Source organism: Pseudomonas sp. TZ252, assembly GCF_056110345.1.
In genome coordinates this window covers 1586713-1608481 of sequence record NZ_CM148566.1, presented here as the reverse complement: position 1 = coordinate 1608481, position 21769 = coordinate 1586713, and the positions used below count along the sequence as shown (strand labels likewise).

Sequence of the window (21769 nt, the reverse complement as noted above, 5' to 3'; positions counted from 1 at the left end):
GGACCGCGCCTAGAGTACGTAGCGCCAGATCGCCACGAAGTGGAGGAGGCTGCCGGCGATCACGAACAGGTGCCAGATGCCATGCCAGTGGCGGAAGCGGTGGTCATAGGCATAGAAGACGATCCCTACGGTATAGAGCACGCCGCCGGCCGCCAGCCAGGTGAAGCCGGCGCTGCCGAGGGCGGCGAGCAGCGGTTTCACCGCGATCAGCACGATCCAGCCCATCACCGCGTAGATCACCACCGACAGCACTCGCGCCTCGGAGCGTGGCTTGATCTCCTGGAGCATGCCGAGTACCGCCAGGCCCCAGACGATGCCGAACAGCGTCCAGCCCCAGGGACCGCGCAGCGTGACCAGGCAGAAAGGCGTGTAGCTGCCGGCGATCAGCAGGTAGATGGACAGGTGGTCGAGCTTGCGCATCACCACCTTCGCTCGCCCGCGCACGCTGTGGTAGGCGGTCGAGATGCTGTAGAGCAGCGTCAGGGTGACGCCGTAGACGCCGACCCCGACGATCTTCCACGGACTGCCGTTGAGGCTCGCCTGGACCGTCAGCCAGACGGCGCCGGTACAGGCGGCGACCGCACCGATCAGGTGGGTCCAGGCATTGAGTCTTTCACCGTGATACATGACGCATGATCCTCCCGCGATGGACAACGCCATGGTAGGGCATGTCGGGGTGGTGTGGGTCCTGACCTTTTATTGGCGTTCTCCGTGACGGTTGCATGAAGGTTTTCCTCATCCCTCCCTGCTCGTTGGAACGGATAAAGGCTTGACGGTTTTAATTATGGTCATAATATTAAGTGTGTAATATAAACAGCCGCTGTCAGCGGTCAGGCTTTTTTCCAGCGAGAACCCACATGAACGAACAGATTGGCAATGGCGTCGCCCTGGTCACCGGCGCCTCTTCCGGAATCGGCGCGACCTACGCCGAGCACTTGGCCCGCCGTGGCCACGACCTGTTGCTGGTGGCGCGCGACCGGCAACGCCTGGAAGCCCTGGCGGATCGACTTCGCCAAGCCCACGGGGTCAGGGTGGAGATCCTGCGCGCCGACCTGTCCGAGCGCGACGATAGGTTGCGGGTCGAGCGACGGTTGCGCGACGACGCCTCGATCGCGTTGCTGGTGAACAACGCCGGCGTGGCGATGAACGGTCCGCTGGCCGATGCCGACATGGACCGGGCGGAGCGGATGATCGCCCTCAACGTAGTGGCCCTGACCCGCCTGGCTGCCGGCGCGGCGGAGGGGTTCCGCCGGCGTGGCGGCGGCGCCATCGTCAACCTTGGTTCGGTGGTGGCGCTGGCGCCGGAGTTGTTCAATGCCGTCTATAGCGCGACCAAGGCCTACGTGCTGAGCCTGAGCCAGTCGCTGCAGCACGAGCTGGTCGGCAGCGGCGTTTACGTCCAGGCGGTGCTGCCCGGCGTCACCCGTACCGAGATCTGGGAGCGCAGCGGCGCCGGAATCGCCGGGATTCCCGCGGAGATGGTGATGGAGGTCGAGGATCTGGTGGAGGCAGCGCTGGTCGGTTTCGATCGGCGTGAAGCGGTGACCATCCCGTCGTTGCCGGATGCGGCCGATTGGCAGGCGCTGATGACGGCGCGGGCCAGGCTCGCGCCCAATCTGTCGCGGCAGCGGCCGGCCGAGCGCTACCTCGGCTGAGGCCCTAGCGCTCCATCTGCTCCAGCAGCTTCTTGCGCGTCGCTTCCAGTATCCGTTGCGACAGCGCCTCATCCTGCACGCTGCGCGACAGTTGCAGCGCGCCGACCAGCGAAGCGAGCAGCAGCACGGCGCGCTCGCCTGCGTCCTCGCCCTCCAGGGCCGCTTCGATCATCGCCAGGCGCTTGCGCACGATGCTGTCGGTGGTCGGGCTCGGCGTGCCGCGCTGGCCGAGTTCCGCCGACAGGGTCGGCAACGGGCAGCCGGCGCCGGGGTTATCGCGGTGACGCGGCGACAGGTACTGCTCTATCAGCAGCGCCAGCGGTCGTTCCGCCTCCGCCAGGGGCGCGGTGATTTCGTCGAGTTGCGCCGCGGCATGCCGCAACGCGGTTTCCACCAGGTCGTCCTTGGACTTGAAGTGCGCGTAGAAGCCGCCATGGGTCAGGCCCAGGGCCTTCATCAGCGGTTGCAGCCCGGTGGCGCCGACGCCGTCCTGGCGGAACAGCCGGGCAGCCTCCTCGACGATACGCCGGCGGGTCTTCTGCTTGTGGTCTTCGGGATAACGCATGGCTTCGATACCTTGGAATGCAGGTCGTCATCTTAACGCCTGGCGGCCTTCCCTGGCGAAGCCGCGTTCATCCGGCCATGTGCAGGACCAGGCAGGTGGTCGAGCCGACGGCGTAGAGACGGTCGTCGACATCGTACAACCGGCCCTCGGCGACCGCCGTCGAGCGGCCGAGGTGCACCACCCGGCCTTCGGCGCGCACCGGGCCGACCTTGTCGGTCAGCGCGCGCAGGTAGCTGATCCGCAGGTCGGTGGTGGTATAGCCCTGGCCGGCCTGGAGCCGGGTATGGATCGCGCAGCCCATGCAGGAGTCCAGCAGCGACGCGGCGTAGCCGCCGTGCACGCTACCCAGCGGATTGTAGTGGCGACGGTCCGGGGTGCCCTGGAACAGGAAGCGCCCTTCGGACCACTCGATGGGAACGAAGTCGACCAGTTCGCCGTAGGGCGGACAGGGCAGTTGGCCGCTGCCGATGCGGTCGAAGAACTCCTGCGGGGAGAGCGCGGCGACTTGCGCCAGCTCCAGGGTTCCGCTGGCGCCGAGGCGGGCGCGGGCGGCCCGCTCGGTGGCGATCCAGGCGTTCAGGCGATCTTCGCGGCCGGGCTGTTCCATGGTAGTGCTCCTGTCGTGGTGGGAAAGGGTTGCAGGAAAATTACGGTCATCATATAAGCTTTGCATGACGAGCGAAATACAATCGCTTTCGGTCCCTCTACGCGGCGTTTCCTCTATTTGCGCCGGCGTCGCCTACGCTGAGGGGGCCGTGGCGGGACAACCGAGGAGCAGGATGATGGAAAGCTATGACGTGATCGTGATCGGCGCCGGTCCGGGGGGCTACAACGCTGCCATTCGCGCCGGCCAGCTGGGCCTGAAGGTGGCCTGCGTGGAGGGTCGCGAAACCCTCGGCGGGACTTGCCTGAACGTCGGCTGCATGCCGTCCAAGGCCCTGTTGCACGCCTCGGAGCTATACGCCGCGGCGAGCGGCGGCGAGTTCGCCCGGCTCGGCATCCGGGTCAGCCCGGAACTGGACCTGGCGCAGATGATGAAGCAGAAGGACGAGAGCGTCGCCGCCCTGACCCGTGGCGTCGAATTCCTTTTCCGCAAGCACAAGGTGCAGTGGATCAAGGGCTGGGCGCGCTTGCAAGGCGAGGGCCGGGTCGGCGTGGCCCTTGCCGACGGCGGCCACGCGCAACTGGAGGCGCGCGACATCGTCATCGCCACCGGTTCGGAACCGGCGCCGCTGCCCGGCGTGCCTGTGGACAACCAGCGCATCCTCGACTCCACCGGCGCCCTGGAGTTGGTCGAAGTGCCTCGCCACCTGGTGGTGATCGGCGCCGGCGTGATCGGCCTGGAGCTTGGTTCGGTCTGGCGCCGGCTGGGCGCACAGGTCACGGTGCTGGAGTACCTCGAGCGGATCTGCCCGGGGCTGGATGGGGAAACCGCAAGGACCCTGCAGCGCGCCCTGACCCGCCAGGGCATGCGGTTTCGCCTCGGCACCCGCGTGGTCGCCGCGCGCAGTGGCGAGCAGGGCGTCGAACTCGACCTGCAACCGGCCGCCGGCGGCGCTACGGAATCGCTGCAGGCGGACTACGTGCTGGTGGCCATCGGCCGGCGCCCCTATACCGAAGGACTGGGGCTGGAGACGGTCGGCCTGGCCAGCGATCGTCGCGGCATGTTGGAGAACCAGGGACAGCGCAGCGCGGCGCCGGGCGTCTGGGTGATCGGCGACGTGACCTCGGGACCGATGCTGGCGCACAAGGCCGAGGAAGAGGCGATCGTCTGCATCGAGCGGATCGCCGGGCATGCGGCGGAGATGAACGCCGAGGTGATTCCGTCGGTCATCTACACCCAGCCGGAAGTGGCCAGCGTCGGCCTCGGCGAGGAGCAGCTGCAGGCGGCGAGGCGCGAGTACAAGGTCGGACGCTTCCCGTTCAGCGCCAACAGCCGGGCGAAGATCAACCACGAGAGCGAAGGCTTCATCAAGATCCTCTCCGATGCCCGCAGCGACCAGGTGCTCGGCGTGCACATGATCGGGCCGGGCGTCAGCGAGATGATCGGCGAAGCCTGCGTGGCCATGGAGTTCAGCGCCTCGGCGGAGGACCTCGCGCTGACCTGCCATCCGCATCCGACCCGCTCCGAGGCGCTGCGCCAGGCGGCGATGGACGTGCATGGCCGGGCCATGCAGAACTGAGGGCTCAGCCGCGCATGCCGAAGCCGCGCGCCATCAGCGTAGCCAGCAACGGAATGACCAGCAGCAGGAGCAGTTGCAGGCGCACCGCCAGGACCACCCGCCGGCCCCGGGCCGGCGTCACCGCCGGCACTTCGCCGGCCTTGAGGGCGCCGCGCCAGCCAAGGAAGGTAACGGTCGGCAACAGCGAGACCAGGGCAGCGAGGACGAATAGCCCGACCTTGGCGTGGAACAGGCCATTGTGCAGGTAATAGTCGAGGCCCTTGCCGTACCACAGCACCCGCGCCAGCCCGCTGGCCAGTACCGCCAGGGCGCAGAGGCCGTAGCCGCGGTCGATCGCCGCCAGGCTGCGGGCGCGCTCCAGGTCCAGCGGCAGGCGCAGCAGGCGGTGCTGCAACACCAGCAGGGCGAACAGCAGGAAGATCGACAGGTAGTGCAGGTAGGCGACGATTGCCTGGGCCATGGCGGCGCTCCTCGGGGTGGGATGGGCACAGTCAAGCAGACCCCGGGCCATTGTGCCTGACGGCGCTTCCGGTATTCCCCGAGAATGCGTCTAGAATCGAGCTGGCCATTTTCCGGAGCCCGCCATGACCCCGCTGACGCCCGAGCAGACCCATGCCTACCTGCACCATATCGGCATCGACGATCCCGGTCCGCCGAGTCTGGCGAGACTCGACCGACTGATCGACGCGCATCTGCGCCGGGTCGCCTTCGAGAACCTCGACGTGCTGCTCGACCGTCCCATCGAGATCGACGCCGACAAGGTTTTCGCCAAGGTCGTCGAGGGCAGCCGCGGCGGTTATTGCTTCGAACTCAACTCGCTGTTCGCCCGCCTGCTGCTGGCCCTCGGCTACGAGCTGGAACTGCTGGTGGCACGGGTACGCTGGGGACTCCCGGAGGACGCGCCGCTGACCCAGCAATCGCATCTGATGCTGCGTCTGTACCTGGCGGAGGGCGAGTTCCTGGTGGATGTCGGCTTCGGCTCGGCCAATCCGCCGCGAGCACTGCCTTTGCCGGGCGACGAGGCGGACGCCGGACAGGTGCATTGCGTGCGCCTGGTCGACCCGCACGCCGGTCTCTACGAAAGCGCCGTGCGCGGTCGCAGCGGCTGGCTGCCGCTGTACCGCTTCGACCTGCGCCCGCAGTTGTGGATCGATTACATCCCGCGCAACTGGTACACCTCGACCCACCCGCACAGCGTGTTCCGCCAGGGCCTGAAGGCCGCCATAACCGAGGGCGACCTGCGCCTGACCCTGGCCGACGGGCTGTTCGGCCAGCGCGCCGGCAACGGCGAGACGCTGCAGCGCCAACTGCGCGACGTCGAGGAACTGCTGGACATCCTGCAGACCCGTTTTCGCCTGCGCCTCGACCCGGCCTCCGAAGTGCCGGCGCTGGCGCGACGGCTGGCGGGACTGATCTCCGCCTGAGCGCTTTTGGCCGGTGTCTTTTCGCCGGACTCCTGCGGGAATTTTCCGATGTTCCATAGAAGCCTGAACGAAACGGCTTTTTCGGTTGACCTCGTCTGGCAAGAGGTCTATAAAACCCCCGCCCGCAGAGCCGGGCACTTTCTTTCCCCCTACGAAGAGAGCCATGGACAGTATTCCCAGTAGTCGTCGCCCGGCCCAGCAGATGCCGGCTGGTGCGATGACCCAAACCAACGCACGACGGAACCCGCAACGGGTCGGTCGGTTGAGCGGCATCCTGGGCTGACCCACTGCTTCTCACCCGTGTCCGGCACGCCGGGTACAGGTGAGTCATGAACTTCGAGAATTCGGTATCCCCCGGCGTATCCGCCTTCGTGGCGAAGATGCGCGTGCGCGCCGCGCAGTCCCCCGGCGCGATCCTTCCCGGCCACGGCCATCCTGCGAGCCTCGCCTGGCGTGTCGACCCGGCCGGCGGTCGCCTGGAGTATCGCCGCCTGGAGACGCAGGTCGAAGAGAACCCTGAGAGCGGTCGCCGCCCGATGCGCGGCTGACGCTTTCTCCTGCCTAACCCTTCGCACAAGGAGCCTGCCATGGACGAACCACCAAGTCGGCCTGCTGCGTGCCGCCTGAGCGGCCGCGCGCAGTGGGCCTCACCCGGACAAGCCGAACATTCTTCCCACCGATCGCGAACATCGCGACCCGGCACGCCTTTGCCTGTCACCTGACCGGCAACCGACTCGTGTCGCCGTCGCGCAGCTCGCGACAGGAGACCGAGTCATGAGCGTAGCGACCCAACGCAATACCCAGCTCGACACCGAGCGCCGCAACGACCGACTGTCCATGCGCGCCGCCCGCGAAGCGCAGAACAGCCTGGAAACCACCCTCACCAATGTCCGCGGTCGCCAGGACGGCCTCGACCAGGCCGAGGCCGCCGCCCGGCTGCACGCCGACGGCCCCAACGAAGTGGCCCACGACCGTCCGCCACACGTCCTGGTGCAACTGCTGCAGGCGTTCAACAACCCCTTCATCTACGTGCTGATGACGCTCTCTGCGATCAGCTTCTTCACCGACTTCTGGCTGCCCCTGCAGGACGGTGAGGAAACCGATCTCACCGGCGTCATCATCGTCCTCTGCATGGTCCTGGTCAGCGGCCTGATGCGCTTCTGGCAGGAATACCGTTCGGGCAAGGCCGCCGAGGCGCTCAAGGCCATGGTGCGGAACACCGCCACCGTGCTGCGCCGCGACGAGCGCGGGATGCGCGGCGAGCTGCGGGAAATCCCCATGGGCGAACTGGTGGTCGGCGACATCGTGCGCCTGTCCGCCGGCGACATGATCCCCGCCGACATCCGCCTGATCGAATCGCGCGACCTGTTCATCAGCCAGGCCGTACTCACCGGCGAGGCGCTGCCGGTGGAGAAATACGACACCCTCGGCGCGGTCCGCGAGAAGTCCGCCAAGCGGATCGCCGCCGACCAGCAGGACCTGCTCGAACTGCCGAACATCTGCTTCATGGGCACCAACGTGGTCAGCGGCACGGCCACCGCGGTGGTGGTTGCCACCGGTGCGCGCACCTATTTCGGTTCGCTGGCCCGTTCCATCGTCGGTTCGCGGGCGCAGACCGCCTTCGACCGTGGGGTGAACAGCGTCAGTTGGCTGCTGATCCGCTTCATGCTGGTGATGGTGCCGATCGTGCTGCTGATCAACGGTTTCACCAAGGGCGACTGGACCGAGGCGTTCATGTTCGCTCTCGCCGTGGCGGTCGGCCTGACCCCGGAAATGCTGCCGATGATCGTCAGCGCCAACCTGGCCAAGGGCGCGGTGGCGATGTCGCGGCGCAAGGTGGTGGTCAAGCGCCTCAACGCGATCCAGAACTTCGGCGCCATGGACGTGCTCTGCACCGACAAGACCGGCACCCTGACCCAGGACCGGATCATCCTCGAGCATCACGTCGACGTTGCCGGCCGGCGCTGCGACCGGGTCCTGCAAATGGCCTGGCTGAACAGCTTCCACCAGTCCGGGATGAAGAACCTGATGGACCGCGCGGTGGTCGCCTTCGTCGAACAGAACCCGCGCATCACGCCGTCGGATGCCTGGCGCAAGGTCGACGAACTGCCCTTCGATTTCGTCCGTCGGCGTCTCTCGGTGATCCTCGAGGGCAAGGACGGCGAACACCTGCTGGTGTGCAAGGGCGCGGTCGAGGAAATGCTCGAGATCGCCACCCGCGTGCACCAGGACGGTGTCGACCTGCCGCTCGACGAGGAACGCCGCCGGGCCCTGCTGGCGCTGGCCGAGCAATACAACCGCGACGGCTTCCGCGTGCTCCTGCTCGGCACCCGCAGCCTCTCGCGCACGGAGTCCCAGGCCCAGTACGGCGCCAGCGACGAGCGCGACCTGGTGATCGCCGGCCTGCTGACCTTCCTCGATCCACCGAAGGAAACCGCCGGCCCGGCCATCGCCGCGTTGCGCGAGAACGGCGTGGCGGTGAAGGTGCTCACCGGCGACAACCCGGTGGTCAGCGCGAAGATCTGCCGCGAGGTCGGCCTGGACGTCGGCGAGCCGCTGCTCGGTCGCGACATCGACCTGATGGACGATGCCACCCTGCAACGCCTGGCCGAGGAGCGCACGGTGTTCGCCAAGCTGACGCCGCTGCAGAAGTCGCGGGTGCTCAAGGCCCTGCAGGGCAACGGACACACCGTTGGCTTCCTCGGCGACGGCATCAACGACGCCCCCGCGCTGCGAGATGCCGATGTCGGCATCTCGGTGGACAGCGGCACCGACATCGCCAAGGAATCGGCCGACATCATCCTCCTGGAAAAAAGCCTGATGGTCCTGGAGGAGGGCGTTATCAAGGGCCGCGAGACCTTCGGCAACATCATGAAGTACCTGAACATGACTGCCAGCTCCAACTTCGGCAACGTGTTCTCGGTACTGGTGGCCAGCGCCTTCATCCCCTTCCTGCCGATGCTGGCGATCCACCTGCTGCTGCAGAACCTGATGTACGACATCTCCCAGCTGTCGCTGCCGTGGGACAAGATGGACAAGGAGTTCCTCGCCAAGCCGCGCAAGTGGGACTCGAAGAACATCGGCCGCTTCATGGTCTGGATCGGCCCGACCTCGTCGATCTTCGACATCACCACCTACGCGCTGATGTGGTTCGTGTTCGCCGCCAACAGCCCGGAAATGCAGTCGCTGTTCCAGTCCGGCTGGTTCATCGAGGGCCTGCTCTCGCAGACCCTGGTGGTGCACATGCTGCGTACCCAGAAGATTCCCTTCATCCAGAGCTCCGCGGCGCTGCCGGTGATGCTGATGACCGGGCTGGTGATGGCGCTGGGCATCTACGTGCCGTTCTCGCCGCTGGGGGCGATGGTCGGCCTGCAGCCGCTGCCGTGGGAGTACTTCCCCTGGCTGGTGGGCACGCTGCTCTGCTACTGCGTCACCGCGCAGACCATGAAGACCCTCTACATCCGCCGCTTCGGCCAGTGGTTCTGAGCGATCGGCCGGGCTTCGTCCCGGCCTTTCCCGGCGCGTCGGCAAGCCTCGCCGCGCCGCGCAACGCACACCGGACCCACGCATGGAGAGACGCATCATGACCCTGCACGACCGGCGCCCGCGGGCGCCCCTTTTCCAACCGCTGCCGGCCGCGCTGCGACGCGCCCTGTCCTGGCGCCTGGGCTTCGTCGCCGCCGCGCTAGCCTGCGTCCTGCTGCTGGCGCTGCTGTCCGAGGCTCGCGCCGCGGGCGGCGCCTACCGGGTCGACGACGGCGAGATCGACCCCGTCGGCGAATGCAACCTGGACGCCTGGCACCAGCGCGAACGCCACCACGGCAACCGCTACCAGTCGGTGCTGTCGCCAGCCTGCACCTTCTCCGCCCTACCATCGGTGCAGCTCGGCGCGGCGCTGGTGCGCGAGGGCGACGCAGGCGATCGGCACAGCCGCCTCAGCCCCGAGCTGAAGACACCGCTGCTGGCCCGCGACGACCTCGGCCTGGCGTTGGCCTTCGCGCTCTCGGCGGATCTCTACCTGGACCGCCGGCACGCCTTCGAAGGCGCCGGCTTCAACCTGCCGCTGAGCTACCAGCCGTTCGAGGCCCTGCGCCTGAACGCCGGGGTCGGCCTGGGGCATGCCTACGCCGAGGGCGAGCGCCGGCATCGCTGGAACTGGGGCATGGGCATGGAATACCGCGTTGGCCAGCCGTTGACCCTGATCGCCGAACGCTTCGGCGAGTCGGCCGGCGACAGCGGCTGGCAGGCCGGACCGCGGCTGCACCTGGGCGAACGGCTGGACCTCGATCTGCTGGTCGGCGGCCACCTGCGCGGCGAGCGCGAGCGATGGCTGGTCTCGGGAGCGACCTTGCGTTTCTGAGCCCAAGGGCGTGCCGCGCTGCGGCGCGCTCCTCCACCGAGGAAGCAGCCATGAACGTCGTACGCAAATGCCTGGGCGCGTCTCGCCGCGCGCTCTGTGGCCTGGCAGCACGGCTGCTGGCGAAGGCCGCGCACCTGCTGATGGTGGTCAGCGTGCGCGCATACGCCAGCGGCCGCCTGAGCCAGGTCGAAGTGAAATACCTGCTGGACTGCTCGAGCGCGCTCAACCGTGCATCGCTCAGGCTGGCCATGGGTCAATGAGCCCGTTCCCTTCACGATCCATTCCGAACCGGGAGTTCCGCCATGCTGGGAACCATCCTCCTGATCAACCTGGCCGGTGCCGTGGCCCTCCTGTTGTGGGGCACGCACATGGTCTCCAGCGGCGTGCTGCGCGGTTTCGGCACTGTGCTGCGCAACTGGCTCGGCCGCCACCTGGGCAACCGCTGGCTGGCCCTGCTCGCCGGGCTCGGCATCACCGGCCTGCTGCAGAGCAGCACCGCCACCAGCCTGATGGCAGCGTCCTTCACTGCCAGTGGCACCCTGGGCCTGGCGCCGGCGCTGGCAGTGATGCTCGGCGCCAACGTCGGCACCACCCTGGTGGTGCAACTGCTCAGCTTCGACACCTCGTTGCTGGCGCCGCTGGCCCTGCTGTCCGGCCTGCTGCTGTTCCGCCTGGGCGACGGTCCACGCCTGGAGAGCCTTGGCCAGTGCCTGATCGGACTCGGCCTGATGCTCCTGGCGCTGGCGTTGCTCGGCCATTCCCTGCAGCAGATCGAGGCCTCGCCAGCCTTTGTCGCGGTGATCCACGGCCTAGAAGGCGATCCGCTGATCGCCCTGCTGCTCGCCGCGCTGCTGACCTGGGCCTGCCATTCCAGTGTCGCGGTGGTACTGCTGGTGGCGTCCCTGGCCCAGGCCGGACTGGTCTCGCTGCCCATCGCCCTGGCCCTGGTGCTCGGTGCCAACCTCGGCGGCGCCTTGCCGGCGCTAGGGGTGGCCGGTAGCCGGGTGGCGCGGCGCCTGCCGTTGGGCAACCTGCTGGTGCGCCTGCTCGGTTGCCTGCTGGTGCTGCCCTGGCTGACGGCGCTGGCGCAACCGGCCAACGCACTCGGCGGTGCGGCGGCGGTCTGGTTCCACAGTGCTTTCAACCTGGCCCTGGCACTGCTGGCGATCGGCTTCACCGGACCCCTTGCGGCGCTGCTCGCGCGCCTGTTGCCGGAAGAGGCACAGTCCGACGAGCCGGGCATGCCGCGCTACCTCGACGAAGCCGGGCTGGAGGTGGCCAACATCGGCCTGGCCAACGCTACTCGCGAAGTCCTGCGGCTGGCCGACATGGCCAGTCTGATGCTGCGCGCCACCAGCGGCCTGTTGCAGCGACCGGAGGCGAAGGTGGCGGCGGAAATCCGTCGCCAGGACCAGGCCCTCGACCAGTTGAGTGCGGCGATCCGCGCCTACCTGGCAGACCTCGGCCAGGACGGCCTCGGCGACAGCGACGCCGATCGTGCCCAGGAAATCCTCCTGTTCGCCATCAACATCGAGCACATCGGCGATCTCGTCGCCAACAGCCTGCTGCCCCTGGCGATGCGCTGGGCCGGGCGCAGCCGCGCCGGCAGCGAGTTCGAGCTGGGCCGCATGCTGCCGTTGCAGGCGGCGATCGAGGAGAGCCTGCACCTGGCGATCAGCGCGTTCCTTCGCGAAGACCTGGACGCCGCGCTGCGCCTGGTGGCGCGCAAGAAGTTGCTGCAGCGACTGGAGGCCGATGCCAGTCGCGAGCGCTTCCGTCGCCTGCGCGACGATCGTGGTGCCTGGGTGGAGTCCGGTGACGTGTTCCAGCGCATTCTCCGCGACTACCGACGCATCCACCATCATGTCACCGCCCTGGCCTATCCGCTGCTCGAACGCAGCGGCATCGATCCGATGGCGAAGCGGCCGGACGAGCCAGGGCAAGGGGAGGGATCGGCATGCGCCTCCTGATCTGCGCCGGACGCCATTTCAAGGACGCCGAACGCCTGCGCCTGGCGCTCGACCAGTGCCACGGCCTGCAACCGGTGGCGCTGCTCGGCCACCTGCTGCATGCCGGCAGCGGCCTGCCGGACGAGGCCGAGCGCTGGTGCCGCGAGCGTGGCGCGGATTCGCGCGCCTACGATTATCCGGAGCGCAGTGGCAGCGACAACGCCCTGCGCGAGTATGGCGAGGCCGTCTTCGGCGATGCCGCGCCGGACCTGGTGCTGGTGTTTCCCGGTGGGCGCCTGGCCAGCGAACTGGTACAGGTCGCGCACGCCGCCGACGTCCCGCTGATGCTCGCCTATCGTCCGCTGTCGGCGCCCTGAGCGGCGAACCAGCCATCGCGGCGGGTCAGGCGCCAGCCGTAGGCGGCCAGGACCAGCCCGCGCAGCAGCATGAAGGCGAGGAACGCCAGCCATAGCCCGTGGTTGCCCAGCCCCTGCAACAGCCAGCCGAGGGGCAGGCTGGCGGCCACCGCGACGAGCATCGCGTTACGCATCTCGCGGGCGCGGGTGGCGCCGATGAACAGGCCGTCGAGCAGATAGCTCCACATCCCCAGCAGCGGCAGGCAGGCCAGGTACGGCAGATAGGCGTAGGCGACTTCGCGGACGCCGGCGATGTCGCTCTGCAGGTCGATGAACAGGTGGCCGAACAAGGCGAACAGCGCGGCGAACGCCAGGCTTGCCAGCAGCGACCAACCACCGGCTACCACCAGCGCGCGGCGCAGGGCGGCTCGGTCGCGGGCGCCGATGGCGTGGCCGCAGAGCGCCTCCACCGCGTGGGCGAGACCGTCGAGGGCGTAGGACGTCAGGAGCAGGCCGTTGAGCAGCAGGGCGTTGGCGGCTACCGTGGCGTCGCCGAGGCGGGTGCCCTGTACGGTGAGCAGGAAAAACACCAGTTGCAGGGCCAGGCTGCGGATGAAGATATCCCGGTTGACCATCAGCAGCGGCAGCCAGGACAGCCAGTGGCGCAGGCGTTGCCACTGCGCCCGCCCGGGGCGCCGGGCCAGGTCGCGGCGGGTCAGGGCCAGGCCGAGCAGGGCGCCGCTCCATTCCGCCAGCACCGAGGCGCGGGCCGCGCCTTGCACGCCCCAGTCGAGGCCGTGGACGAACCAGAGCACCAGGGCGATGTTGCTCAGGTTGGTGGTCAACAGGATCGCCAATGGCGCCCGTGCGTTCTGCGTGCCGAGGAACCAGCCGACCAGTGCGTAGCTGGCCAGGGCCGCCGGCAGGCCGAGCAGGCGGGTATGGAAGAAGGCGCGGGCCTCGCCGGTCAGTTCCGCCGAAGGTTGCATCAGTTGCAGGGCCCAGCCGCTCAGGGGCAGGGCCAGCGCGCCGAGCAGCAGGGCCAGGAGCAGCGCCATGCCCAGGCCCTGGGCGAGGATCAGGCGCAGCGCGCCGCCATCGTCGCGGCCGGCGGCCTGGGCGGCGAAGCCGGTGGTGCCCATGCGCAGGAAGCCGAGCACGCCGACCATCAGGGTGTACAGGCTGCCGCCCACGGCTACCGCGCCGAGCTGGTAGGCGTGCGGCAGGTGGCCGACCACCGTGCTGTCCACCAGGTGCACCAGGGGAACGGAAACGTTCGACAGAATCATCGGCCCGGCCAGCGCCCAGACCCTGTGGTGGGTCGGGGCGTGGCGCCAGGCATCGCGCAACAGGCTCATGGGGTCCTCCGGATCGGCCGGGCAGTATAGCGACGGCGGCGAGGCCTGCGGAAAACCCGTTTTTCATATCCGGTAACAGACCTCTGCCTGCCGTGTATTCCTTGTCCGACGCGGCTTCCAGGCCTGCCGCGGGGAACCCTGCGAAAACCTGTCAGGAAGCTTGCGCAGCGCTAACCGCGGGGCTTTGCGCACCTTCCTAGAATGCCGGCGTCGGTTGTTTCCAGAGGAAGCCATGCATGCTCCTGGGGCGTTTCGTCTCGGTCGGCGCCGGTGCCACCGCCGTTCATTACCTGGTGCTGACCCTCCTGGTCGAGGGCTTCGCCGTCGGCGCCGCCGTGGCCGCCGCGACGGGAGCAGGCTGCGGGGCTCTGGCTGCCTACCTGGGGCATCGCTGGAAGACTTTCCGCCACCGTGGCCCGGTGTTCCGTTCGCTGCCGCGCTTCTTCGCCGTCAGCCTGCTTTGCGTACTCGGCAACGCCGTCCTGGTGTTGCTGCTCGGCGACCTCGCCGGACTCGACTACCGCCTGGCCCAGCTCGCCGCGACCGGCGCACTGCTGTTGGCGACCTATCACCTTCATCGACTCTGGACCTTCTCATGATGATCGAACCTTCCCTGGCGTCGAAGCTCGAGGCCCCCTGCCTGCTCAGCGTGGTAGTGCCGGTGTTCAACGAGGAGGCGGTGCTGCCGGCCTTCCACCAGCGCCTGGGCGCCGTGCTCGGCGACCTTGGCGACGATTGCGAGGTGCTCTACGTCGACGACGGCAGCACCGACCGCAGCGCGGCGATCCTCGCCCAGCTACAGGCCGCCGACCGCCGGGTGGGCGTGGCCCGCTTCACCCGCAACTTCGGCAAGGAACAGGCGATGAGCGCCGGGCTCAAGCTGTCGCGCGGCGCCGCGGTGATCGTCATCGATGCCGACCTGCAGGATCCCCCGGAACTGATCCCGCAGATGCTCGACGCCTGGATCGGCGGCGCCGAAATGGTCAACATGCGCCGCCGCAGCCGGGCCGGCGAAAGCTGGCTGAAGCGCGCCTCGGCGAGCGCCTTCTACCGGCTGATCAACCGCCTCAGCGAGGTGCCGATCCCGCGCGACGTCGGCGACTTCCGCCTGCTCGACCGGCGGGTGGTCGATGCCCTTTGCGAGCTGCCGGAAGGCAATCGCTTCATGAAGGGACTGTTCGCCTGGGTCGGTTTCCGCCAGGTCGATATCGCCTATAGCCGCGCCGCCCGCGTCGCCGGCCACAGCAAGTGGCGCTACTGGCGGCTGTGGAACTTCGCCCTGGAAGGCATCACCGGGTTTTCCACCGCGCCGCTGAAGGTCGCCGGCTACCTCGGCCTGCTCAGCCTGTTGGCGGCCCTGGCGACCCTGCTCGCCGGGATCTTCGGCCAGCAGGAGATCCACGAACACTGGCCGGTGATCGCCGCGCTGTTCCTGATCGGCGGCCTGCAACTGCTGGCCATCGGCGTGTGCAGCGAATACCTCGGGCGGATGACCATGGAAGCGCGGCGCCGCCCGCTCTACCTGATCGACCGCTACCTGCCGGCGCAGGTCGGCGGGGCCAATCCGTGAGGGCGTTGCGCGGCTGGCCGCTGGCCTGGCTCCTGCTCGCCCTGGCCTTCGTCATCCGCCTGCTGAGCCTGGGCAGCTATCCGCTGATGGACACCACCGAGGCCCGCTATGGCGAGGTGGCGCGGAAGATGGCCGAACTGGGCGACTGGATCACGCCCTGGTACGACGTCGGCGTGCCGTTCTGGGGCAAGCCGCCGCTGGCCTTCTGGCTCAGCGCCGGCGGCCAGCTTCTGCTCGGCGCCAACGAGTTCGCCAGCCGCCTGCCGCACTGGTTGCTGGGCGTGCTGGTGCTGTGGCTGGTATGGGACTGGCAGGCTCGCGAAGATCGTCGGCAGGCGCGGATCGCCTGCGTCCTGCTGGGCAGTTCGGCGCTGTTCTTCGTCGCCTCCGGGGCGGTAATGACCGACATGGCCCTGGCCCTGGCGCTGGTCCTGGCCATGCGCGGCTTCTGGCTGGGCCTGCATGGCGCGGAGGGAATCCGGCGCCGCGAGGGCTGGCTGATGTTCCTCGGCCTCGGCCTCGGGCTGCTGGCGAAAGGGCCGCTGACGCTGATCCTCGCCGGACTGCCGATCGGCCTGTGGGCCTTGCTGGAGTGGCGCTGGCGCGCGCTCTGGCGAGGCCTGCCATGGATCCGCGGAAGCCTGCTGATGCTCCTGGTGGCGGCGCCCTGGTACCTGCTGGCGGAGTTGAAGACGCCGGGCTTCCTCGAGTACTTCCTGCTCGGCGAGCATTGGCAGCGCTTCGTCACCGCCGGCTGGGACGGCGACCGCTACGGCAATGCCCACGCCTATCCCTACGGCAGCGTCTGGCTGTTCCTGCTGGCCGCCGCGTTTCCCTGGAGCCTCTGGTTGCCGCTGCTGCTCTGGCTGGGCTGGCGCCAGCGCGGGGAGGTGGTCGATGGCGTCGCCTCGCGCAGGCGCTACTGGCTGTTCTGGGGACTGGCGCCGTGCCTGTTCTTCACCTTCGCCGGCAACGTCCTCTGGACCTACGTGCTGCCCGGCCTGCCGGCCCTGGCGTTGCTCGCCGCCGACCTGCTGCGCGCGCCGCTGGCGCGCAGCGCCTGGCTGCGGCGTGGCGGGCTGGCCTGCCTGGCGCTGACGCCGTTGCTGTTCGCGCTGTTCCTCGGCTCCCTGCTGCTGGGCTCGCGCGCCGAGCAGAAGTCCACCGCCGCGCTGCTGGCCAGCGACGCCGGCTGGCGCGAGCGGCCGCTGGTGTTCTGGCCGAAGCGGCCGTACTCGGCAGTGTTCTACAGCGGCGGGCGGGCGCAACGGGCGGAGGACAGCGAGCTGGCCGGCTGGTTGCGTCGCGACGCCCTGCTGGCGATCCGCTCGCGTTCGTTCGGCGCCTTGCCCGACGAGGTGCGCCAGCGCTTGCGCTGCCGGCCGCCGGTGGGACAGTACCAGTTATGCCAGGGCGTGGCGCCGCCTGGCTGAGACTACCTCGGCCGGTAGGCGCAGTAGCCGGGACGCGGGCCGATGCGCGGGTGGTTGCGGCAGGTGTCCGGGCGGCGGGCATAGATGGTGCACAGGCGGGTCTTGCGGTCGAGGTACAGGCAGTCGCCGTTGGCCATGCGGGTGAGGGTGAAGATCTCGCGCTTGTGGTTGAAGTGCTCGATCACGCCATCCTTTTCCAGTCGCTTGGCGATTCGCTTGGCCGGCTCCTCGCGCTCGAACTCGTCGACCAGTCGCATGCGGATCAGGTCGTCGATGCGCACTTCCACCGGCAGCGTGCAGCAGGTCGCGTTGCACTCGCCGCACAGGCCTTCGCGGTATTTCACCCAGGTATCCAGGCGGTCGGGGTCGGCGGCGGCGAGCGGGATTTTCTTCATCGGCGGGCGGGTGCGGGGAAAACGGGCGCGCAATGATAGTGGCTGCGCGCCCGTTGCGCTCGTCCGGGCGATGAGCGTCAGTGCCGAGGGTCCTCCCGCCATACCGGCCGGTCCTGCTCGTCCAGCGCCCAGTGCGCGGTGCCGGCGCGCAGGCATACGCCGCCGACCCAGCGTTCGGGGGCGCCGAGGTCGAGGCGGTAGCGCCGCCCGGCCAGGACCTCGCGGCCCGCAGCGGTCAGGGCCAGCGGCTGGCGTTCCCAGGGCAGTTCCGGCGCCGGCGTGCGCAGCAGCGCGCCGGGCTCTTCCAGCAGCGCGCGGAGCAGGACGCGGAACATCAGGTCGCCGAGATAGGGCAGCGGCTCGCGCCGTGCGGTCAGCTCGGCGAAGACCTGGCCGGCGCTCGGCCGCTCGCCGTCGCGGACGATCTCCAGGGTCAGCCGTTCGCTCAGCGACAGGCCGTCGCGCAGGGCCGGCAGTTCATGCAGTTGCCGACGCAGCGCCGGCCCCAGCAACGGTAGCGCCGGGGTCGGCGCGGCGGCCAGTTGCGCCCAGCGCAGTGGCGCCGGATCGCGGTAGGCGTCCCAGGCCGCGCGGGCCAGCGCCAGGGCTTCGGCGTCCAGCGGGCGACGCTGGGTCCATAGCCAGGCGAGCAGCTCAGGCGCCAGTTGGCCGATGCCGACGAAGCGCTCGACGCCTGGCACGCGGTCGATCTCGATCAGTTCCAGGTGCTCCGGCGGCGTCTGCATTCCTGCCAGCACCCGGACCAGGAACAACTGGTCGTAGGCATCCGCCTCGCACCAGAGCGCCACCCGCGAGTATTCGCCGAGCCGCTCGAGCCCGGCGTATTCCTGGCGCTGGCGGGCCTGGGCGTCGGCCGGGTCGAGGTCGAAGGCGCGGCTCAGGTAGTCGCTGCGCAGGGCGAGGAACTCGGGCAACGGCAGGTTCGGCACCGGTCCCATGGTCAGCGGGTCGGCGAACATCCGGAAGCCGCCGCGAAAGCCGGCGAGCTTCAGGCCGTGGGCGATGTCGTTGCCGCAGCGCAGGTGCAGGGTCGCGGCCTCATCGCCGCCGACCAGATCGGGGTGGCGGCTGGCGAAGGCGATGGCGTCGACATGCGCCTTGAGTCGCGGCCAACTGGCGAAGCCCAGTTCGCGCGCCACCTGCCACTGGGCGTCGGCCAGGCGCGGCGCCTGCCCCGGAAGCCCTGTACGGCTGGCCGGGTCGCGGCGCCACTGGCGCAACAGCTCCTTGGCGCGCTTGCGTTGCTGTTCGAGATTGATCCGGCCGTCGCCGAGAGTGCGGGAAAAGGACATACGATCTCCTCTGCAGCCTTGTCCGCCATCAGGCCTGGAGTCGCATGCGCGATGCGTGGGGTGGATCGCCTGGGCGCTGCCCTTTCCGCGGACGGGAGGCGTGGAGAACGCCGAGGCCGACTATAGGCCGGCCGACGCGTCCGCGGCAAGACACACTCAGCCCTTGCGGATCATCCAGATGCCGGCGCCGATCAGTGCCAACCCGCCCAGCTTCAGCGCGCTGATCGGTGCCTCGCGGAAGCCGGCCCAACCGAAGTGGTCGAGGCTCATGGCCATGCCCAGCTGGCCGGCAAGCACCAGCACCATGAACATCAGCGCGCCGATGCGCGGTGCGGCGAAGGCGGCGATGAAGATGAAGAACATGCCGAGGAAACCGCCGCACCAGTGCCACCAGCTCAGCCCGCGCAATGCCGCCAGGCCGGGAAACTCGCGCTGCGAGAGGGTCAGGGCGAGCAACCCGAGGGTGCCGACGAAGAACGAGATCAGTGCCGCGGCGAGGACGCTGGACACCTGCTTGGCCAACTGGCCGTTGATCCCCGCCTGCAGCGGCAGGCAGGCGCCGGCGAGCAGGGGCAGGACGAACAGCCACCAGGGTGGAGTGGGCATGCAAGACTCCTGGAACGATGACGGCGAGCGCGTCCCGCGCATGGCGAGGGACGGGCCGGAGTGGTACGGGGAGTCGCACAGTATGCACCAAGCGGGGGCGGGGGAGGAAAACGCGGGGCCTCATCGCACGCCCTCGGATTCCGCCCGGCGGGTAATCGCGAGCGGTTGTTCGCCCTACGGCCGCCATGCCGCCATGCCGCCAACGGCGTTATCCCCCTACAAGCGCGCCGCCAGCATGGCCCCCTCGCGAATTGCCCGCTTGGCATCCAGTTCCCCCGCCACCCGCGCCCCGCCGATCAGGTGGAAGCGCAGGCTTTCCGCCGCCTGGCTGATCTGCAACTCGCGCAGCGGCTCCTGGCCGGCGCAGATCACCACGTTGTCCACCTCCAGCCAGCGTTCCTCGCCGTCGACGCGGATCAACAAGCCGCGTTCGTCGATCTTCAGGTACTCCACCCCGCCGAGCATGCGCACGGCGTTGTGCCTGAGGTGCGTGCGGTGCACCCAGCCGCTGGTCTTGCCGAGCTGCGCGCCGGGGGCGCCGGGCTTGCGCTGGAGCAGCCAGACCTGGCGCGCCGGCTGCGTCGGAGCGGGTTCGCGGAGGCCGCCGGGCTGGCTGTTGTCGAGGTCCACGCCCCATTCCGCGAGCCATTCGCCGAGCGCCCGCGGCTGGCCGTCGCTGGGCGCGGCGACGAGGAAGGCGGCGACGTCGAAGCCGATGCCGCCGGCGCCGACGATGGCGACCCGCGCGCCCACCGGCGCGCCGCGCAGCACGTCCACGTAGCTGAGTACGGTCGGTCCGCCGATGCCGTCGATCCTTGGCCGGCGTGGCTGGATGCCGGTGGCCACCACCACGTCGTCGAACTGACCGTCCAGCTCGCCCTGGCGCACCCGGTGGCCGAGGCGCAGGTCGACGCCGAGGCGTTCCAGGCGCACGCGGAAGTAGCGCAGGGTTTCGCGGAACTCTTCCTTGCCGGGAATCCGCTTGGCCAGGTTGAACTGTCCGCCGATTTCCCCGCTCGCCTCGAACAGGCTGACCCGATGCCCGCGCTCGGCGGCCACGCAGGCGGCGGAGAGCCCGGCGGGGCCGGCGCCGATCACCGCGATGCGCTTCTGCGTGCGCGCCTTGCGGTAGCGCAATTCGGTCTCGAAGGCCGCCCGCGGGTTGACCAGGCAGGTGGCGCGGCGGTTGGCGAAGGCATGATCGAGGCAGGCCTGGTTGCAGGCGATGCAGGTGTTGATCTCCTCGGCCCGGCCGGCGCCGGCCTTGGCCACGAACTGCGGGTCGGCCAGCAGCGGCCGGGCCATCGACACCAGGTCGGCCTTGTCGGTGGCGAGCAGGGATTCGGCGACCTCGGGGGTGTTGATCCGGTTACTGGCGATCACCGGCACCTTCAGCTCGTGGCGCAGCCGTGCGCTGACCTCGGCGAAGGCCGCGCGCGGCACCGAGGTGACGATGGTCGGCACGCGCGACTCGTGCCAGCCGATGCCGGTGTTGAGCAGGGTGATTCCGGCTTCCTCCAGGGCCAGGGCGATGCGCCGCACCTCGTCCCAGGTATTGCCGCCCTCGACCAGGTCGAGCAGCGACAGGCGATAGCAGAGGATGAAGCGTTGGCCGACGATCCGCCGGATGCCGCGGACGATCTCCAGCGCCAGGCGCATGCGGTTTTCCAGCGGGCCGCCCCACTGGTCGTCGCGGCGATTGGTGCGCGGGCAGAGGAACTGGTTGAGCAGGTAGCCTTCGCTGCCCATCACCTCCACGCCGTCGTAGGCGGAGGCCTTGGCCAGCCGCGCGCAACGGACGAAGGCGCGGATGGTCTTGCGGATGCCGCGCTCGGAGAGCTCGCGCGGGGTGAACCAACTGATCGGCGACTTCAACGGCGAGGCGGACACCGCCATCGGGTGGTAGCCATAGCGCCCGGCGTGGAGGATCTGCAGCAGGATCTTGCCGCCCTCGGCATGCACTGCCTGGGTCAGGCGACGATGGGCGGGCACCTCCAGGGCGCTGGTGAGGCTGCTGCCGAAGGGCAGCAGCCAACCTTCGCGGCAGGGCGCGAAGCCGCCGGTGACGATCAGCCCGACGCCGCCCCGGGCACGCTCGCGGTAGTAGGCAGCGAGCTTGCCGAAGTCCCACAGACGATCCTCCAGCCCGGTGTGCATCGAACCCATCACCACGCGGTTGCGCAGACGGGTGAAGCCCAGGTCCAGCGGGGCCAGCAGGTGCGGATAGGGAGCGGCGGCGAGCGGCGGGTAGGGGTTGCGCATGGCGCGGTTCCGGTAGCCAGGGACGCTTCACCATAGGAAGTTGCGCCGCCGCCGAATGCGGCCCGCTTGCCGGAACCGCCAGGCATTTCGGTCAAGCCGGCGGACTGGCTGATCGGATAGGTGCTCGCTGCGCTGCACCGCTGTGGCCCCGGGTGACAGGCATCGAAAGCTCTCCGACAGCACTTGCGGCGCGGCGGGCGGAATGGGAACGGCGGCGCTGTTACCCGGGGTAATGGCGTGCGCCGGGAGCCCAACTTAAGCACGGCTCGACGCCTTTGGCGGCGCTGTCAGGCTGGGGTTCCGGCCCGCCCAGCACGTGCCTTGCCAACTGCCTGTCCAA

The 21769-nt window shown here is 69.1% G+C and carries 21 protein-coding genes; 12 read left to right on the top strand and 9 right to left on the bottom strand.

Going from position 1 to position 21769, the window contains the following annotated elements; translation table 11 throughout:
• Window positions 1-9 precede the first annotated feature (9 nt).
• Window positions 10-627: a PAQR family membrane homeostasis protein TrhA gene (gene trhA, locus ACYAF3_RS07475; RefSeq protein WP_003095352.1), complete on the bottom strand. Its 618-nt coding sequence runs from the start codon at window positions 625-627 to the stop codon at window positions 10-12.
• 230 nt (window positions 628-857) lie between these two features.
• Here trhA and ACYAF3_RS07470 point away from each other — a divergent pair, with 230 nt between their 5' ends.
• On the top strand, window positions 858-1655 hold the full coding sequence (locus ACYAF3_RS07470; RefSeq protein WP_128669355.1) for an SDR family NAD(P)-dependent oxidoreductase: 798 nt from the start codon (window positions 858-860) through the stop codon (window positions 1653-1655).
• A gap of 4 nt (window positions 1656-1659) precedes the next feature.
• On the opposite strand, the gene ACYAF3_RS07465 is transcribed toward ACYAF3_RS07470, so the two are convergent.
• A complete protein-coding gene (locus ACYAF3_RS07465; RefSeq protein ID WP_003112334.1) occupies window positions 1660-2220 on the bottom strand; it encodes a TetR/AcrR family transcriptional regulator in 561 nt (186 codons plus the stop codon).
• A 67-nt stretch (window positions 2221-2287) separates the two neighbouring features.
• A complete protein-coding gene (locus ACYAF3_RS07460) occupies window positions 2288-2827 on the bottom strand; it encodes a PaaI family thioesterase (RefSeq protein WP_003095346.1) in 540 nt (179 codons plus the stop codon).
• A 172-nt stretch (window positions 2828-2999) separates the two neighbouring features.
• On the opposite strand from ACYAF3_RS07460, the gene lpdA reads away from it, so the two are divergent.
• A complete protein-coding gene (gene lpdA, locus ACYAF3_RS07455) occupies window positions 3000-4403 on the top strand; it encodes a dihydrolipoyl dehydrogenase (protein WP_003095344.1) in 1404 nt (467 codons plus the stop codon).
• Between the two features lie 4 nt (window positions 4404-4407).
• Here lpdA and ACYAF3_RS07450 read toward each other — a convergent pair whose 3' ends face one another.
• On the bottom strand, window positions 4408-4863 hold the full coding sequence (locus tag ACYAF3_RS07450; protein WP_003095342.1) for a DUF2214 family protein: 456 nt from the start codon (window positions 4861-4863) through the stop codon (window positions 4408-4410).
• A gap of 124 nt (window positions 4864-4987) precedes the next feature.
• Here ACYAF3_RS07450 and ACYAF3_RS07445 point away from each other — a divergent pair, with 124 nt between their 5' ends.
• The 7 genes from ACYAF3_RS07445 to ACYAF3_RS07415 all read left to right on the top strand — a co-directional run bounded on the left by ACYAF3_RS07445 (window position 4988) and on the right by ACYAF3_RS07415 (window position 12513).
• Window positions 4988-5827 (top strand): arylamine N-acetyltransferase family protein, encoded by an 840-nt coding sequence (locus ACYAF3_RS07445; protein WP_033955704.1) that lies wholly within the window; start codon window positions 4988-4990, stop codon window positions 5825-5827.
• 329 nt (window positions 5828-6156) lie between these two features.
• On the top strand, window positions 6157-6375 hold the full coding sequence (locus ACYAF3_RS07440; protein WP_003095337.1) for a hypothetical protein: 219 nt from the start codon (window positions 6157-6159) through the stop codon (window positions 6373-6375).
• 226 nt (window positions 6376-6601) lie between these two features.
• Window positions 6602-9313 (top strand): magnesium-translocating P-type ATPase, encoded by a 2712-nt coding sequence (mgtA, locus tag ACYAF3_RS07435; RefSeq protein WP_058876788.1) that lies wholly within the window; start codon window positions 6602-6604, stop codon window positions 9311-9313.
• 97 nt (window positions 9314-9410) lie between these two features.
• Window positions 9411-10187, top strand: a complete 777-nt coding sequence (locus tag ACYAF3_RS07430) for a hypothetical protein (protein ID WP_003112339.1) — start codon at window positions 9411-9413, stop codon at window positions 10185-10187.
• A gap of 50 nt (window positions 10188-10237) precedes the next feature.
• Window positions 10238-10447, top strand: coding sequence for a hypothetical protein (locus ACYAF3_RS07425; RefSeq protein WP_003104324.1), 210 nt, complete (start codon window positions 10238-10240; stop codon window positions 10445-10447).
• A gap of 42 nt (window positions 10448-10489) precedes the next feature.
• Entirely contained in the window at window positions 10490-12157 is a 1668-nt protein-coding gene (locus ACYAF3_RS07420; RefSeq protein ID WP_003104322.1) for a Na/Pi cotransporter family protein, read from the top strand.
• Window positions 12145-12513, top strand: a complete 369-nt coding sequence (locus ACYAF3_RS07415) for an SLOG family protein (RefSeq protein WP_003112341.1) — start codon at window positions 12145-12147, stop codon at window positions 12511-12513. Before ACYAF3_RS07420 ends, ACYAF3_RS07415 begins: the two co-directional genes overlap by 13 nt.
• On the opposite strand, the gene ACYAF3_RS07410 is transcribed toward ACYAF3_RS07415, so the two are convergent.
• Window positions 12489-13850, bottom strand: coding sequence for an MATE family efflux transporter (locus ACYAF3_RS07410; protein WP_003095327.1), 1362 nt, complete (start codon window positions 13848-13850; stop codon window positions 12489-12491). The two genes, ACYAF3_RS07415 and ACYAF3_RS07410, sit on opposite strands and share 25 nt — an antisense overlap.
• 236 nt (window positions 13851-14086) lie before the next feature.
• On the opposite strand from ACYAF3_RS07410, the gene ACYAF3_RS07405 reads away from it, so the two are divergent.
• Genes ACYAF3_RS07405 through ACYAF3_RS07395 form a run of 3 tightly spaced genes read left to right on the top strand, consistent with a single transcriptional unit; the run spans window position 14087 to window position 16853 of the window.
• Window positions 14087-14449 (top strand): GtrA family protein, encoded by a 363-nt coding sequence (locus tag ACYAF3_RS07405; RefSeq protein WP_003116095.1) that lies wholly within the window; start codon window positions 14087-14089, stop codon window positions 14447-14449.
• Window positions 14446-15420 carry a glycosyltransferase family 2 protein gene (locus tag ACYAF3_RS07400; RefSeq protein ID WP_003116094.1) on the top strand — a complete coding sequence of 325 codons (975 nt, stop codon included), beginning with the start codon at window positions 14446-14448 and terminating at the stop codon, window positions 15418-15420. Before ACYAF3_RS07405 ends, ACYAF3_RS07400 begins: the two co-directional genes overlap by 4 nt.
• Window positions 15417-16853, top strand: a complete 1437-nt coding sequence (locus tag ACYAF3_RS07395) for an ArnT family glycosyltransferase (protein WP_016253943.1) — start codon at window positions 15417-15419, stop codon at window positions 16851-16853. The genes ACYAF3_RS07400 and ACYAF3_RS07395 overlap by 4 nt, the downstream gene beginning before the upstream one ends.
• 2 nt (window positions 16854-16855) lie before the next feature.
• Here the strand turns inward: ACYAF3_RS07395 and ACYAF3_RS07390 are convergent, their stop codons facing one another.
• From ACYAF3_RS07390 to ACYAF3_RS07375, 4 genes are all read right to left on the bottom strand, one after another.
• Window positions 16856-17350: a YkgJ family cysteine cluster protein gene (locus ACYAF3_RS07390; protein WP_003123521.1), complete on the bottom strand. Its 495-nt coding sequence runs from the start codon at window positions 17348-17350 to the stop codon at window positions 16856-16858.
• Window positions 17326-18561: a DUF1835 domain-containing protein gene (locus ACYAF3_RS07385; RefSeq protein ID WP_034086052.1), complete on the bottom strand. Its 1236-nt coding sequence runs from the start codon at window positions 18559-18561 to the stop codon at window positions 17326-17328. The genes ACYAF3_RS07390 and ACYAF3_RS07385 overlap by 25 nt, the downstream gene beginning before the upstream one ends.
• A 156-nt stretch (window positions 18562-18717) precedes the next feature.
• Window positions 18718-19167: a DMT family transporter gene (locus ACYAF3_RS07380; protein ID WP_003095321.1), complete on the bottom strand. Its 450-nt coding sequence runs from the start codon at window positions 19165-19167 to the stop codon at window positions 18718-18720.
• A 216-nt stretch (window positions 19168-19383) separates the two neighbouring features.
• The gene (locus ACYAF3_RS07375; protein WP_128669354.1) at window positions 19384-21429 is read right to left on the bottom strand and encodes an NADPH-dependent 2,4-dienoyl-CoA reductase; all 2046 of its coding nucleotides are present in this window, start codon (window positions 21427-21429) and stop codon (window positions 19384-19386) included.
• Window positions 21430-21769: the final 340 nt, after the last annotated feature.

What these genes read in the sequence shown, in the direction of transcription:
- trhA (WP_003095352.1), bottom strand. Translation starts at nt 627, where the DNA reads ATGTATCACGGTGAAAGACTCAATGCCTGGACCCACCTGATCGGTGCG.
- ACYAF3_RS07470 (WP_128669355.1), top strand. Translation starts at nt 858, where the DNA reads ATGAACGAACAGATTGGCAATGGCGTCGCCCTGGTCACCGGCGCCTCT.
- ACYAF3_RS07465 (WP_003112334.1), bottom strand. Translation starts at nt 2,220, where the DNA reads ATGCGTTATCCCGAAGACCACAAGCAGAAGACCCGCCGGCGTATCGTC.
- ACYAF3_RS07460 (WP_003095346.1), bottom strand. Translation starts at nt 2,827, where the DNA reads ATGGAACAGCCCGGCCGCGAAGATCGCCTGAACGCCTGGATCGCCACC.
- lpdA (WP_003095344.1), top strand. Translation starts at nt 3,000, where the DNA reads ATGATGGAAAGCTATGACGTGATCGTGATCGGCGCCGGTCCGGGGGGC.
- ACYAF3_RS07450 (WP_003095342.1), bottom strand. Translation starts at nt 4,863, where the DNA reads ATGGCCCAGGCAATCGTCGCCTACCTGCACTACCTGTCGATCTTCCTG.
- ACYAF3_RS07445 (WP_033955704.1), top strand. Translation starts at nt 4,988, where the DNA reads ATGACCCCGCTGACGCCCGAGCAGACCCATGCCTACCTGCACCATATC.
- ACYAF3_RS07440 (WP_003095337.1), top strand. Translation starts at nt 6,157, where the DNA reads ATGAACTTCGAGAATTCGGTATCCCCCGGCGTATCCGCCTTCGTGGCG.
- mgtA (WP_058876788.1), top strand. Translation starts at nt 6,602, where the DNA reads ATGAGCGTAGCGACCCAACGCAATACCCAGCTCGACACCGAGCGCCGC.
- ACYAF3_RS07430 (WP_003112339.1), top strand. Translation starts at nt 9,411, where the DNA reads ATGACCCTGCACGACCGGCGCCCGCGGGCGCCCCTTTTCCAACCGCTG.
- ACYAF3_RS07425 (WP_003104324.1), top strand. Translation starts at nt 10,238, where the DNA reads ATGAACGTCGTACGCAAATGCCTGGGCGCGTCTCGCCGCGCGCTCTGT.
- ACYAF3_RS07420 (WP_003104322.1), top strand. Translation starts at nt 10,490, where the DNA reads ATGCTGGGAACCATCCTCCTGATCAACCTGGCCGGTGCCGTGGCCCTC.
- ACYAF3_RS07415 (WP_003112341.1), top strand. Translation starts at nt 12,145, where the DNA reads ATGCGCCTCCTGATCTGCGCCGGACGCCATTTCAAGGACGCCGAACGC.
- ACYAF3_RS07410 (WP_003095327.1), bottom strand. Translation starts at nt 13,850, where the DNA reads ATGAGCCTGTTGCGCGATGCCTGGCGCCACGCCCCGACCCACCACAGG.
- ACYAF3_RS07405 (WP_003116095.1), top strand. Translation starts at nt 14,087, where the DNA reads ATGCTCCTGGGGCGTTTCGTCTCGGTCGGCGCCGGTGCCACCGCCGTT.
- ACYAF3_RS07400 (WP_003116094.1), top strand. Translation starts at nt 14,446, where the DNA reads ATGATGATCGAACCTTCCCTGGCGTCGAAGCTCGAGGCCCCCTGCCTG.
- ACYAF3_RS07390 (WP_003123521.1), bottom strand. Translation starts at nt 17,350, where the DNA reads ATGGCGGGAGGACCCTCGGCACTGACGCTCATCGCCCGGACGAGCGCA.
- ACYAF3_RS07385 (WP_034086052.1), bottom strand. Translation starts at nt 18,561, where the DNA reads ATGTCCTTTTCCCGCACTCTCGGCGACGGCCGGATCAATCTCGAACAG.
- ACYAF3_RS07380 (WP_003095321.1), bottom strand. Translation starts at nt 19,167, where the DNA reads ATGCCCACTCCACCCTGGTGGCTGTTCGTCCTGCCCCTGCTCGCCGGC.
- ACYAF3_RS07375 (WP_128669354.1), bottom strand. Translation starts at nt 21,429, where the DNA reads ATGCGCAACCCCTACCCGCCGCTCGCCGCCGCTCCCTATCCGCACCTG.